Raw genomic sequence first — 12,759 nt, forward strand, 5'->3', positions numbered from 1 at the left:
TTTTATTTTGTATACTGAAAGAGAACTACCTTGTCTCATCTGGTGGTTCTTTTTTATGATATATTTGATGATAATCATCAAACATTAGTAAGCGACAAATGAAAAGGCACTAACAAGACTGCGGATATTCATTTAAAATGTAAGTACAATAAAAAAGGAGGTACTTACTATATGCAATATGATTGGAAAAAAATCATAAATAGTCAAAAGGAAAGCACTTTGACTGTCAAGGAATTCTGCAGACAGAACAATATCTGTGTGTCTTCTTTCTATAAGTCAAAAAGACGACTGGAAAATGATGAACTTCAAAGTAATTTATTTGTTCCTGTCGAGGTTGTGGATGATGCCCACCCCAATGTATCAATGACCATTGATGGTCATTGTATTGAATTTGATCCTGCACTTCTTGACAGAATCATTGGTGCTCTCAAATGATCATCAACACTGATGAAGTCAAGAATATCTACGTTTCAACGCATTTCGTGGATATGCGCAAGTCGATAGATGGGCTGACACTCATTGTGCATTCCCAATTCCAGATGAATGTCCTTGATCACAGCCTTTTTATCTTTACCAACCGATCAAGAAATCGCATCAAGATTCTCTATTATGAAAGCAACGGCTTCTGGCTGTTCATCAAGAGACTTGAACATGGAAAATTCAAAATCCAGGAATCGCAGGAATCATTGACAAGAGCCATCACTTCCCGTCAGCTCAGTTGGCTTCTGGAGGGTCTTGAATATGATGAAAAATTGAAAGAAAAGCAGCTTCTCATCTAACAAAGCAGTTTGTTTTATGGTATAATACGAAACAGCTGAAATCATGTAATGTGGGGTGTGAAGATGTCATGAACTTGAGAAATCTAAGTCAGGAAGAACTGATCAAGATGATCAATGAAAAGGATAAAAAGATTGAAGCATTGACTGAGCAGCTGAACTGGTACAGTCAGCAGATCAAGCTTCAGCAGAAGAAGCTTTTTGGTTCATCTTCAGAAAAGACTGTTCTTCCTAATCAGATTTCTCTTTTTGATGAAATTGAACTAGAATCCACACCAATCAAGCAGGAACCGGAACTTGAAGAAATCACATACAGAAGAAAAAGAAAAAGCAGACAGAGAGGAATAGATATTTCATCACTGCCAGTAAAGAAGGTCATTCATGATATTGACAATAAAAGCTGCCCAGAATGTGGTGCACTGCTTAGAAAGATAGGCGAAAACAAAAGAAAGGAGCTTGTCTACCATCCTGCACGATATGAAGTCATTGAACATATTCAATATGTCTATACGTGCGATCGATGTGACAGGGAAGCTGTTCAATCGCCAATATACAAGGCACCCATGAAGGAACCGGTCATATACAAGAGCTTTGCATCGCCATCACTTCTGTCATATATCATTGATAACAAGTTCAACAAAGCACTGCCTCTGTATAGACAGGAAGTCATGTTCAATCAGATGGGGCTGAAGCTGTCAAGACAGACGATGGCCAACTGGATGATCAAACTGCATGATGAATATTTCAGGACAATCGCTAGTCATATGCATAAGGTTCTGTTAAAAAGTCAATACCTGCACGGAGATGAAACGTCTGTTCAGGTTTTAAAGGCACCGCATCAAAAGGCAACCACAAAATCCTATATGTGGGTATACAAGACAGGACGCAGCGAGGAGAAGCAGATAGTTGTTTTCATATACGAAAATACAAGAGGACACGAGCATGCCCAGAAGCATCTGGAAGGCTATCATCATATACTTCAGACGGATGGCTATCAGGCCTATGAGAAACTTGAAGGCATTACACACATGGGATGCTGGGCTCATTGTCGTAGAAAATATAAGGAAGCACTAGACAGTGCGCCTGCTGGGGTAGATCTCAAACAAACTGCCAGCTATAGGCTTTTTCATAAGATCAACAAGCTTTTTCAAATTGAAAAGGAAAACGCGGACAGAAGCTATGAAGAAATCAGGCAAATTCGACAGGTTCAGTCAAAACCACTGGTTGATGATTTCTTTGAAGATGTCAGGGAATGTTCAAAAGTTGCAGTGGATAAAACAAAGTTAAGTGAAGCACTCAAATACAGCATCAACCAGGAAGAAAAACTAAGAGTCTACCTTGAAGATGGGAGAATAGAGATATCAAACAACCGAGCAGAAAATGCGATACGCCCATTCTGTGTAGGCAGACGCAACTGGCTGTTTACCAATACGGTTCAGGGAGCACAGACAAGCGCTGCCTTATATTCACTTATAGAAACTGCAAAGCTAAACAATCTCAATCCCTATGAATATTTTAACTATCTTTTGTCATCATTGACAGAAATAGATATCAATGATGAAGAAGCCCTTGATAATTATATGCCATGGTCAAAAGAATTGCCTGATAATACATATCTGACTAAAAAATCGTAGAGATACGATCTTTTAGTCGTGTCCTGTAAATCATACATATATAAATTGTCAATTTATTACAGCTCTAATTATAATCAATGTCGTTGATTGATAATAGGGCTTTTTCATTTTGCGCTTACAAACATTAAAATGATGATCAACTTAAATAATATTTATTTATATTAGTTTAAATGATAAATTGAAATACTCAAATTATACTTATATAAAAAAAATATGTGATTTTTATAACTTTTTATATAAAGCAAAAGTATCTAAAAACTTAATAAATGTTAATATAAAATTTAAATTCCTTTTTAAAATATTTACAAAACACTTGTTATAGTGTTTTTATTTTTACAATTCTTTACAAAATGAAGATATTTAACTGAATTTTATAAATGCTATACTTTACTCGCTAAGGAGGAAGTATGAAAATGAAAAATAAATTTTTTAAATTGGGGATGAGTGCTCTTGTTGCAGCAACATTTTTAACAGGATGCGCTGAAGAAAGCACACAAGCAAAGGTTGATTTAAATTCAATGACAATTGAAGAAATTACAGAAAAAGCAAAAGAAGATGGAGAAGTCAATTCTGTTGGAATGCCTGATACATGGGCTAACTGGGTTGAAACATGGACAGAACTTGAAGATGAATATGGAATTAAACATACGGATACAGATATGTCTAGTGCAGAGGAACTTGCTATTTTTGCAAATGAAGCAAGTGATGCAACAAAAGACATCGGTGATGTTGGACAATCATTTGGGCCAGTTGCAGAAGAACAAGGTGTAACTTTACCTTATAAAACATCATATTGGGATTCAATTCCTGATTGGGCTAAAGATGATAATGGTGATTGGATTATAGGATACTATGGTACAATTACATTTATTACAAATACTGATCTTGTTGATCAAGCACCAAAAAGTTGGCAAGATGTTTTAAATGGAGATTATACATTAACAATTGGAGACGTTTCAGTAGCAACTCAGGCACAAAGTGCATTATTAAGTGCTGCTATCGCTTTTGGTGGTAGTGAAAGCAATATACAGCCAGGTCTAGACTTTTTCAAGACTTTAGCTGAAGAAGATCGATTAGATATGGGAGACACAAGTGTTGCACGTTTAGAAAAAGGTGAAATAGAAGTTGCAGTTTTATGGGATTACAATTCATTAGGATATCGTTCACAAATCTTAGAAAATAATGCCAATGCTCATTTTGAAGTATCAGTACCAACAGATGGAGCAATTCAAAGTGGATATTGTACAATTATTAATGCCTATACAAAACGTCCTTATGCTGCTGCATTAGCAAGGGAATATATTTTATCTGATGAGGGACAGATTAATTTAGCTAAAGGTTATGCGCGTCCAATTCGTGATGATGTAGAATTACCAGAAGATGTAAAGGCAATGCTTTTACCAGATGAACAATATAAAAATGCACGCTTTATTGAAGATCAGGAAGCTTGGGATCAAGCTGTGTCAGATTTATCAACATCTTGGCAGGAGGAAGTTGTTGCTTATGCACAATAATAAAGTTGTATTTGTTTTATTAGATGGATTACAGAGTGAATATGCTAGAGAGCATTTAGGTTATTTAGAACATTTATGTGAACATAAAAAGGCGGCTAAATATGAAGTGCTAGGTGAATTACCTAGCGCTTCACGCCCTATGTACGAAACAATTTTTACTGGATTACCAGTATATGAACATGGAATTACAAATAATAATATATGTCGATTATCTAATCAAATCCATATATTTGAATTACTTAAACAGAATCATAAAAAAAGTCTAGCATTAGCATATTATTGGATTAGTGAGCTCTATTTATCAGCACCATTTAATAACTTTCAAGATGTCTATCATCATGATCCAAAGTCTTATATAGACCAAGGTTTTTTCTATTATGAAGACACTTATCCAGATAATCATTTATATGCATTATCATCAAGTTTAATGTCACATGATCAATATGATTTTGTGTTTATACATCCAATGGGTATCGACGATGCAGGCCATAAATATGGTGCAGGTTCACAAGAATACGCGCAAGCAGTTATTCAAAATGATAAACTCCTTTCAACATATATTCCACAATGGATTAAAGATGGGTATAGTGTTGTGGTAGGTGCAGATCATGGAATGAGTGAAAATGGTTATCATGGTGGTAATAGTCATCAGCAACGCACCACAGCATTATATATTATTGATCAACGCATTGTGAATGGGTATCATTCACAAGTTCTCACAACATTAGAGTTTGCGCCGTTGCTTTGTTATTTATTGGATATTCAAGCAACTGAAAAAATGAAACCTTTGGAGGTGAAACGTATTCATGAAAGCAAAAAAGAACTATAAATTTTATCTGTTCGCTTTATTACCCTTTTTTATCATTGTCTTATTATTTGAAATATTACCATTAATTAATATTGTGATAGAAAGTTTTTCAAAGACAGGTGGTGGAGGTTTTACTCTAGACCATTTTGTTAAAATTTTTAGTACACGTCTATATCAACAGTCTATTTATAACAGTTTATGGATATCTATTTTTTCAGCTGTTGTTGGTATATTTATTGCATTTATTGGTGCAAAAGCAGCACATAATGCCAGTCCTAAAATAAGAAATGCTTTCACTTCAGTATTAAATATTACAAGTAATTTTGCTGGAGTTCCATTAGCTTTTGCTTTTATGATTTTATTAGGAAATGTTGGTATATTAACATTAATTGGAAAAAATTATGGAATAGAATTTTTGGCTAATTATGATTTATATACAATTAATGGTTTGTTATTAACTTACATTTATTTCCAAATTCCATTAGGAACTTTATTGATGCTTCCTATTTTTTCAGGATTAAGAAAAGAATGGAAAGAAGCTGTAGGACTATTAGGTGGAAACAGTTTTCACTATTGGTTTAAAGTTGCAATACCATCATTATTACCAAGTATATTAGGAACATTTTCAGTTTTATTTGCCAACTCATTAGCGGCTTATGGAACAGCATATGCATTGTTGAGTAATAATATTTCTCTATTACCAATTCGTATTTCTCAACAATTTGTTGGTGAAGTTGTTCAAAATCAAGAATTTGGTTGTGCTCTTTCATTGGTCATGATGGCTTTAATGGTTATTTCAGTTTTAATTACAAATAAATTACAAAAGAAATCAGGTGGTGTCCAATGAAATTAAAAACACAATTATGGGATGGATGTATTTTATTTATTATCGCAGCATTTTTAATTATACCATTAGCTTTAACTTTCTTATATTCTGTTTTTACAGCATGGATGGATATTTTACCAACTGGTTTTACTCTTAGCTTCTATTCAGAAATATTAACAGATGGAGCTTTTATTAATTCATTATTAAGATCTTTAGTTATTTCTTTTGTGCCAGTGTGTATTTGTAGTTTGGCTATATTATTAGTTCTTTATGTGACAACATTATATATGCCAAAATTAGAAAAGTATATTGAAATTTTATGTAATATCCCATATGCCATTCAAGGTGTTATTTTAGCAGTAGGTATAATTTCACTATATTCAGGTAAACCCGGCTTTTTATCAAATCGTCTTTTTCTTTTAGTAGGAGCTTACTGTATCATTATATTACCATATACATTTAGAGGTTTAAAAAATACTATTGGCGCATTAAATGTGAAATGTGTTGTAGAAGCTGCACAGGTGTTAGGTTGTTCTCAACTACATGCCTTCTTTGCAATTATTATTCCACAAATGAAAAATGGAATTATTTCAACAATGATGTTAGCTTTTACAATGTTATTTGCAGATTTCGTCGTTGTTAATATGATTGCCGGAAGTGCATTTAGAACAGCAGGTATTTATTTATATCAAACAATGTCAAAATCAGGACAATTATCAAGTGCAATTATCGTTATTCTTTTTATTACAACATTTATCATTTCAACATTAACATTAATGATTCAAAATAAAGCAGTCACAAAGAGGGGGAAAAATTAATGGCATACATTGAATTTAGAGATATATGCAAAAGCTACGATGGTGAAAATCAAGTTTTAAAAAATATTCATTTAGATGTAGAAAAAGGTGAATTAGTTACATTACTTGGACCAAGTGGTTGTGGAAAATCTACATTATTACGATCTTTAGCAGGATTAGAGCAGATTAATTCAGGCAGAATTATATTAGATGGTAAAGATATTACAGATGTACCAGTTCAAAAACGTGGTATAGGGATGGTTTTTCAACAATACTCATTATTTCAAAATATGAATGTAGAAGAAAATATTGCCTTTGGTTTAAAAATCGCAAAAGTAGATAAAAATCAGATAGCTCAAAAAGTACAGCGTGCTATTGAAATGGTAGATTTGGTAGGAAAAGAAAAAAGTTATCCGAGTCAATTATCTGGTGGACAACAACAACGTGTAGCTATCGCAAGGGCAATCGTTATGGAACCAAAAGTTCTATTATTAGATGAACCATTAAGTGCAATTGATGCAAAATTAAGACGTGAGTTACAGGAAAAAATCAAACGTGTACAAAAAGAGTTAAAAATTACAACTATATTTGTAACACATGATCAAGATGAAGCCATGATTATGTCTGATAAAATTCATTTAATGAATGGTGGAATCATTGAACAAAGTGGAAATCCTGTAGAATTATATACACACCCTGTTTCTAAATTTGCGGCTGAATTTATAGGACATTATAATATATTAGATAATCATCAATTAAAAACATTGCTACCAAAACAAGACTTTGATAATCATTATTATGCAATTAGACCAGAAACCATTTCTATTCAAAATGAACCAATTCAAGATCAAAATGTCTATAGTTTTGAAGCAAAAGTTAGTCACTATATTTCAAGAGGAAATGTTTTACGATATACATTAAATTGTCATGATGTTATTTTAAAATCAGAAACATTGTTTAGAAGTTTTACACTGTTTGATGAAGGACAAAAAGTGTATGTTGGAATTGAGCCACATAATATTCTAGCCATTAGAGAATAAATGAAGACTGTTTAAAGACAGTCTTTTTAGACTATTAATGGAAATGAAAAAGAATTATAATAGGAGAGGGATGATAAAATATGATAAAACAAAATTTACACACACATTCACTTTATTGTGATGGCAAAAATACAATCGAGGACATGACTTTAGAAGCTATTCAAAAAGGTTTTACGATTTTAGGTTTTTCAGGACATGGGAATTGTCGAGAAATAGATGATTACTCTATGACTGATGATAACACTAAAAAATATATTCAAGATGTCCTTGAAGTCAAAGAAAAATATAAAGATCAGATACATATTTTTTTAGGTATTGAAGAAGATATTTTAGGGCAAAGCTTTGAAAAAAATAATCCATATGATTATATTATTGGAAGTGTTCATTTTGTAAAAGCTGGTGAAGAATATTTAGCTGTTGATCAAAGTCAGGAAGTGACGCATAAGATTGTAGATTATTATGGGGATTTTTTAAGCTATGCTCAAAGTTATTATGAAGAAGTGAAAAAAATAGCTTATAGAAGTGATGTAGATATAGTAGGGCATATTGATTTACTTACAAAGTTTAATGAGAATGAAGAATTTATTGATTTTGATGATCAGGAATATTTAAAATTAGCATATGAATGTATTGATATTCTTGTTGGTCAAAAGAAAATTTTTGAAGTCAATACAGGTGCTATTGCCAGAGGACAAAGAAAAACACCTTATCCACATCATATACTATTAAAATATATTCATGATCATGGTGGGAAAATCTGTCTTAATAGTGACTGTCATCAAAAAGAAATGTTAGATTGTTATTATAAAGAATCTTTAGAATTGATTCAAGATTGTGGTTTTACATCTATGATGGTGTTAACAGATCAAGGATTTATAGAAAAAGATATTCAAGAATTTTTATAAAAATGGAGATAAATAATGGAACAGAATTTTAATTTACATACGCATACAACACGCTGTCATCATGCTGTTGGAAAAGATGAACAATATATTCTGGCAGCGATAGAAGCTGGAATGAAAACAATAGGATTTAGTGAGCATATGGCCTATCCTCATGTAGAAATAGCTGCTGAACGTATGTATAATCGAGATGTTCAAGAATATTTACATACGATGTATCAATTAAAAGATAAGTATAAAGATCAAATTGAAGTATTAGTAGGCTTTGAAATAGAATATTATGATGATCAAAAAGATTATTTACTTAAAATGAAAGAATGTTGTGATTACATGATTATTGGACAGCATTTCCGCTATTTTGATGGATATAATTATGATTATTTTAATAATGATGAAGATGTCTTGATGTATGCAAATCAAATTCAAAGTGCTTTGGAACTAGGATTAACAAGATATATAGCACATCCAGACTTCTTTATGTTAGGAAGAAGACAATGGACACCAGCATGTGACAAGGCATCACAAATCATTGTTGAAGCGGCTAAAAAATATCATGCTGTTTTAGAAATTAACTTAAATGGTTTAAGATATGGGAAACTCTACTATCAAGATGGTTTGGCATATCCTTATCCACATCCAGAATTCTTTAAACATGTTACAAAAGAAAATAAAGTTTGTTTTGGTTATGATGCCCATCATCCTACAACTTTATTAGAACATCAACGTATAGATATATGCTTGGATCTTTTAAAAGATTATGATTTTAACTTTTTAGAAGATATTCATGAAATATTATGATGATGACTCTGTCATTGTATTATGTGTTATGGGAACTATGTTGTATTCAATAATAAGAAATGTATAAAAGTATTTACATTGTTACAATAAAAATCCTATAATAAATATAAGAACAATGTATGGAGGAATTTAATCATGAAAACATATTTAGCTTTAGATGTTGGTGGAAGTTCAATTAAATATGCTTTAATTCAGGAAGATTCAACAATTTTAGAAAAATCTAGTGTCCCAACACCAATGGATACAATGGATCATTTTGTAGAAACAATAGGAGAAATATATGATCAATATAAAGATAATATTGCAGGAATGGCAATATCTATGCCAGGAATTATTGATCCTCAAAAGGGATATGCTTTTACAGGTGGAGCGTTAAAGTATATTTCAAAAATGAATATTGTTGATATTTTAAAAGAGAGATGTCCTATTAATATTACCATTGGAAATGATGCAAAGTGTGCAGCAAATGCAGAAATTGGCTATGGTAATTTGCAAGATATCCAAGATGGGGCTGTTGTTATTTTAGGAACTGGGATTGGTGGTTGTTTGATTAAGGATCATCAAGTGCATACTGGTAAACATTTTAGTGCTGGTGAATTTTCTTTTGTGAAGACAAATTGTTTAGATGGTATTGGCTGGAATTATGCATGGTCAACGAGAAATGGAATTACAGGATTATTAGAACGTGTACAGGAACAATTAGAAACAGATGAAAAATACACAGGGGTTGAAATCTTTGATATGGCTAATCAAGGAAATGAAAAAGTAATTGAAGGGATTAGTCAATTTTGTAAAGAAGTTGCTACTCAAATCTTTAATGTGCATATTATTTTTGATTGTGAAAAAGTCGCAATAGGTGGAGGAATTAGTGCACAACCTCTTTTAATAGAACTTATTAAAAAGCATTTTGATGATATTTTTAATCATTTAGGTTTTGATGTCTATAAACCAGAAATTGTTCCTTGTTATTATCGTAATGATGCTAATCTTATCGGAGCTTTATATCAACATATACAAACATTCCAATAATGAAATAGGCAATGACGAGTTCATTGCTTTTTTTGTAAAACTTCAAACGAAAATGAAATTATAAAAAATATGTAAAAATATGTTAAAAATAACTCAAAATCATGGTATTCGCCCTTATATTTGTTATACTTATACTATAAGGAGGAAGGATATCATGAAAAAGATATTGAAATTAGCTATGTGTTTATTAACAGTAGTAGGTCTTTCTGCCTGTGGAGGAGCATCTACTGAAAAACAGGAAGCTGTCGTAAAAAGTTTTTTTGATTATTTAAAAGCGGGAGATATTGAAAAATTATCCACTGTTTGTACAGAAGATAACGGTGATGTTGATGATTTGGTATCAATGATGGCATCGTTTGAAGAATTACAAGATGTAGCGACATATGGACAAAAATTTGTGGATGAAGCCAATAAATTTATCGATAGTGCTTTTCAAAATTATGTCACTTCATATGAAATAAACAGTGTTGAGGAAGATGGAGATAACTATCTGGTTATTGTTGATGTCAAAATGAAAGATTATGACAATATTGATTTGAGCAGTGAAACAAATGATATTGTAGAAAAATATCAAACAGAACATTTATCTGAATTACAGGAAATTTATCTTTCACAAGGGGAACAGGCTATGATGGAAAAAATCTTTGGAGATATGGCAACGGAAATTTTTGGTGCTATGACAAAGGAAATGGAAGGTGCAAAAGATATAGATACACAGCTTAGATTTACACTTGTACCTAATGAAGATAATTGGCTTATTTCAAAAATTGAACAAAAATCAGAATAAAATATAAAAATAATGAACTATGGAAGACAAGGTCTTCCTTTTTTTAACTTTCTTTTCTATGCAAGAAAAATGTTTTTCTTTAAAAGGAGAACTGATATAATAGCACAGTGAGGAGGAACTCAATATGATAAAATGTATTGTATGTGATCTAGATGGAACATTAATAAAAAAAGATGACACTATTGAGGAACGAACTTGTCAGATATTAAAAAAATGTATTGAAAATGGGATAGAGTTTATTATAGCAACTGGTAGAGATATTAATATGGTCATTGACTTTTTAGAGCGTTATCAGTTAGATTGTGATTTGATCTTAAATAATGGAACACAATACTGTAATAAACAACAGACATTCAATGAAATTTATCCAATGGATAATCAAGCATTTCAAAAGATATCTACAATTTTATCATCATATGGTTATTTATTAGCTATACATACAAATCAAGGGAAATATTCTTTTGTAGATGCAGATGATTTTTGGGATTATCATTATAAATTATTGTTAGCTTCAAAGGATTATAAGGATTCATTACCAAAAAAGACTTTTACAACAAGAAGTGGTTATTTAAGAGATTTTCATTATGCAAAAGAAGCTCAAGAAATGATAGAAAAAGGAATTAAAGTATTAAAAATTGATGCCAGACATTTAGACGCATATTCTATTCAAGGCGTAAAACAACAATTAAATATTGATGGTTTAGATATTTCTTCTTCTTTTGAAGATAATATTGAGATTACAAGTTCAATAACAAATAAAGGAAAATTATTAGAAAAAGTGATAAAAGAAAAAGGATATGCTTATGATGAAGTTGCTGTTTTTGGAGATGGACAAAATGACGTACCAATGCTTCAGTTATTTCCTTATTCTTTTGCACCTAAAAATGCTTCTCAAAGTGCTAAAGATGCTGCTCGTTATGTTCTTTCTACAACTAATGAAGAAGGAGCAGTATTTGCAGGATTGGAGCAGTTATATAAAGCAGGAATTTTAAAAATATAAATAAAATAGAGCAAGAAGATTGACGAAAAATGGAAAATTGATTATCATTAATATGGATATAAAATCCAAAATGAATAGGAGGAAAAAAGAATGGCAAAATTTGTTTGTACAGTATGTGGTTATGTTTATGAAGGAGATGCAGCTCCAGAAAAATGCCCTGTTTGTGGTGTTGGTGCGGATAAATTCGTAGAACAAAGTGGAGAAATGACATGGGCAGCTGAACATGTTGTTGGTGTTGCACAAGGTGTAAGCGAAGATATTATCAAAGATTTACGTGCTAATTTTGAAGGTGAATGTTCAGAAGTTGGTATGTATTTAGCAATGGCACGTGTAGCTCATCGTGAAGGATATCCTGAAGTTGGATTATATTATGAAAAAGCTGCTTGGGAAGAAGCAGAACATGCAGCTAAATTTGCTGAATTATTAGGAGAAGTTGTTACTGATTCTACAAAGAAAAATCTTCAAATGCGTGTAGAAGCTGAAAATGGAGCAACTGCAGGAAAAGTTGATTTAGCAAAACGTGCTAAAGAAGCTAACTTAGATGCAATTCATGATACAGTTCATGAAATGGCTAGAGATGAAGCTAGACATGGTAAAGCATTTGCTGGATTATTAAAAAGATATTTTGGTGAATAATATAAAAAAAGCCCGTTCTAGGGCTTTTTTTGTTTAATCATTTAAATTGATACATTTTTGATACATTTGATCTTTGGGTTTATGTCATAAAAGCACGAAGGAGTCAAGAGTTATATAGATATTCATTGAATCCGATGAAGCAAAGTGTCTAACTATTCAAACAATCAATATATGATGACATATGAAAATGAATACCTTACCTTAGATCTATT

General features: G+C 31.7%; 14 protein-coding genes. All 14 read left to right on the forward strand.

Annotation, left to right across the window (positions count from 1 at the left end):
- Positions 1 to 171 precede the first annotated feature (171 nt).
- The 14 genes from tnpA to ACGHJ8_RS00610 all read left to right on the forward strand — a co-directional run bounded on the left by tnpA (position 172) and on the right by ACGHJ8_RS00610 (position 12,547).
- Entirely contained in the window at positions 172 to 435 is a 264-nt protein-coding gene (tnpA, locus tag ACGHJ8_RS00545; protein WP_390539564.1) for an IS66 family insertion sequence element accessory protein TnpA, read from the forward strand.
- Positions 432 to 779 carry an IS66 family insertion sequence element accessory protein TnpB gene (gene tnpB, locus ACGHJ8_RS00550; protein ID WP_129737345.1) on the forward strand — a complete coding sequence of 116 codons (348 nt, stop codon included), beginning with the start codon at positions 432 to 434 and terminating at the stop codon, positions 777 to 779. Before tnpA ends, tnpB begins: the two co-directional genes overlap by 4 nt.
- A 68-nt stretch (positions 780 to 847) precedes the next feature.
- Positions 848 to 2,410, forward strand: coding sequence for an IS66 family transposase (gene tnpC / locus ACGHJ8_RS00555; RefSeq protein ID WP_390539562.1), 1,563 nt, complete (start codon positions 848 to 850; stop codon positions 2,408 to 2,410).
- Positions 2,411 to 2,823: 413 nt separating this feature from the next.
- Entirely contained in the window at positions 2,824 to 3,924 is a 1,101-nt protein-coding gene (locus ACGHJ8_RS00560; RefSeq protein WP_087298240.1) for an ABC transporter substrate-binding protein, read from the forward strand.
- Complete coding sequence (locus ACGHJ8_RS00565; RefSeq protein WP_211962592.1) at positions 3,914 to 4,753, forward strand: alkaline phosphatase family protein; 840 nt, start codon at positions 3,914 to 3,916, stop codon at positions 4,751 to 4,753. The genes ACGHJ8_RS00560 and ACGHJ8_RS00565 overlap by 11 nt, the downstream gene beginning before the upstream one ends.
- Complete coding sequence (locus ACGHJ8_RS00570; protein ID WP_087245807.1) at positions 4,731 to 5,579, forward strand: ABC transporter permease subunit; 849 nt, start codon at positions 4,731 to 4,733, stop codon at positions 5,577 to 5,579. Before ACGHJ8_RS00565 ends, ACGHJ8_RS00570 begins: the two co-directional genes overlap by 23 nt.
- Positions 5,576 to 6,376: an ABC transporter permease gene (locus ACGHJ8_RS00575; protein WP_087245805.1), complete on the forward strand. Its 801-nt coding sequence runs from the start codon at positions 5,576 to 5,578 to the stop codon at positions 6,374 to 6,376. The genes ACGHJ8_RS00570 and ACGHJ8_RS00575 overlap by 4 nt, the downstream gene beginning before the upstream one ends.
- Entirely contained in the window at positions 6,376 to 7,395 is a 1,020-nt protein-coding gene (locus ACGHJ8_RS00580; RefSeq protein ID WP_087245803.1) for an ABC transporter ATP-binding protein, read from the forward strand. Before ACGHJ8_RS00575 ends, ACGHJ8_RS00580 begins: the two co-directional genes overlap by 1 nt.
- Positions 7,396 to 7,475: 80 nt before the next feature.
- Positions 7,476 to 8,300: a histidinol-phosphatase HisJ family protein gene (locus ACGHJ8_RS00585; protein ID WP_211962594.1), complete on the forward strand. Its 825-nt coding sequence runs from the start codon at positions 7,476 to 7,478 to the stop codon at positions 8,298 to 8,300.
- Between the two features lie 15 nt (positions 8,301 to 8,315).
- Positions 8,316 to 9,095 (forward strand): PHP domain-containing protein, encoded by a 780-nt coding sequence (locus ACGHJ8_RS00590; protein ID WP_087245799.1) that lies wholly within the window; start codon positions 8,316 to 8,318, stop codon positions 9,093 to 9,095.
- 135 nt (positions 9,096 to 9,230) lie between these two features.
- The gene (locus ACGHJ8_RS00595) at positions 9,231 to 10,124 is read left to right on the forward strand and encodes an ROK family protein (protein WP_211962596.1); all 894 of its coding nucleotides are present in this window, start codon (positions 9,231 to 9,233) and stop codon (positions 10,122 to 10,124) included.
- A 154-nt stretch (positions 10,125 to 10,278) separates the two neighbouring features.
- Positions 10,279 to 10,911, forward strand: coding sequence for a lipoprotein (locus tag ACGHJ8_RS00600; protein ID WP_390541080.1), 633 nt, complete (start codon positions 10,279 to 10,281; stop codon positions 10,909 to 10,911).
- Between the two features lie 124 nt (positions 10,912 to 11,035).
- The gene (locus ACGHJ8_RS00605) at positions 11,036 to 11,911 is read left to right on the forward strand and encodes a Cof-type HAD-IIB family hydrolase (RefSeq protein ID WP_390541082.1); all 876 of its coding nucleotides are present in this window, start codon (positions 11,036 to 11,038) and stop codon (positions 11,909 to 11,911) included.
- A 90-nt stretch (positions 11,912 to 12,001) separates the two neighbouring features.
- The gene (locus tag ACGHJ8_RS00610) at positions 12,002 to 12,547 is read left to right on the forward strand and encodes a rubredoxin-like domain-containing protein (RefSeq protein WP_087245789.1); all 546 of its coding nucleotides are present in this window, start codon (positions 12,002 to 12,004) and stop codon (positions 12,545 to 12,547) included.
- Positions 12,548 to 12,759 lie beyond the last annotated feature (212 nt).

The sequence above is a fragment of the Massiliimicrobium timonense genome, from assembly GCF_042850985.1.
Lineage (GTDB): Bacteria > Bacillota_I > Bacilli_A > Erysipelotrichales > Coprobacillaceae > Allocoprobacillus.

What these genes read in the sequence shown, in the direction of transcription:
- tnpA (WP_390539564.1), top strand. Translation starts at nt 172, where the DNA reads ATGCAATATGATTGGAAAAAAATCATAAATAGTCAAAAGGAAAGCACT.
- tnpB (WP_129737345.1), top strand. Translation starts at nt 432, where the DNA reads ATGATCATCAACACTGATGAAGTCAAGAATATCTACGTTTCAACGCAT.
- tnpC (WP_390539562.1), top strand. Translation starts at nt 848, where the DNA reads ATGAACTTGAGAAATCTAAGTCAGGAAGAACTGATCAAGATGATCAAT.
- ACGHJ8_RS00560 (WP_087298240.1), top strand. Translation starts at nt 2,824, where the DNA reads ATGAAAAATAAATTTTTTAAATTGGGGATGAGTGCTCTTGTTGCAGCA.
- ACGHJ8_RS00565 (WP_211962592.1), top strand. Translation starts at nt 3,914, where the DNA reads ATGCACAATAATAAAGTTGTATTTGTTTTATTAGATGGATTACAGAGT.
- ACGHJ8_RS00570 (WP_087245807.1), top strand. Translation starts at nt 4,731, where the DNA reads ATGAAAGCAAAAAAGAACTATAAATTTTATCTGTTCGCTTTATTACCC.
- ACGHJ8_RS00575 (WP_087245805.1), top strand. Translation starts at nt 5,576, where the DNA reads ATGAAATTAAAAACACAATTATGGGATGGATGTATTTTATTTATTATC.
- ACGHJ8_RS00580 (WP_087245803.1), top strand. Translation starts at nt 6,376, where the DNA reads ATGGCATACATTGAATTTAGAGATATATGCAAAAGCTACGATGGTGAA.
- ACGHJ8_RS00585 (WP_211962594.1), top strand. Translation starts at nt 7,476, where the DNA reads ATGATAAAACAAAATTTACACACACATTCACTTTATTGTGATGGCAAA.
- ACGHJ8_RS00590 (WP_087245799.1), top strand. Translation starts at nt 8,316, where the DNA reads ATGGAACAGAATTTTAATTTACATACGCATACAACACGCTGTCATCAT.
- ACGHJ8_RS00595 (WP_211962596.1), top strand. Translation starts at nt 9,231, where the DNA reads ATGAAAACATATTTAGCTTTAGATGTTGGTGGAAGTTCAATTAAATAT.
- ACGHJ8_RS00600 (WP_390541080.1), top strand. Translation starts at nt 10,279, where the DNA reads ATGAAAAAGATATTGAAATTAGCTATGTGTTTATTAACAGTAGTAGGT.
- ACGHJ8_RS00605 (WP_390541082.1), top strand. Translation starts at nt 11,036, where the DNA reads ATGATAAAATGTATTGTATGTGATCTAGATGGAACATTAATAAAAAAA.
- ACGHJ8_RS00610 (WP_087245789.1), top strand. Translation starts at nt 12,002, where the DNA reads ATGGCAAAATTTGTTTGTACAGTATGTGGTTATGTTTATGAAGGAGAT.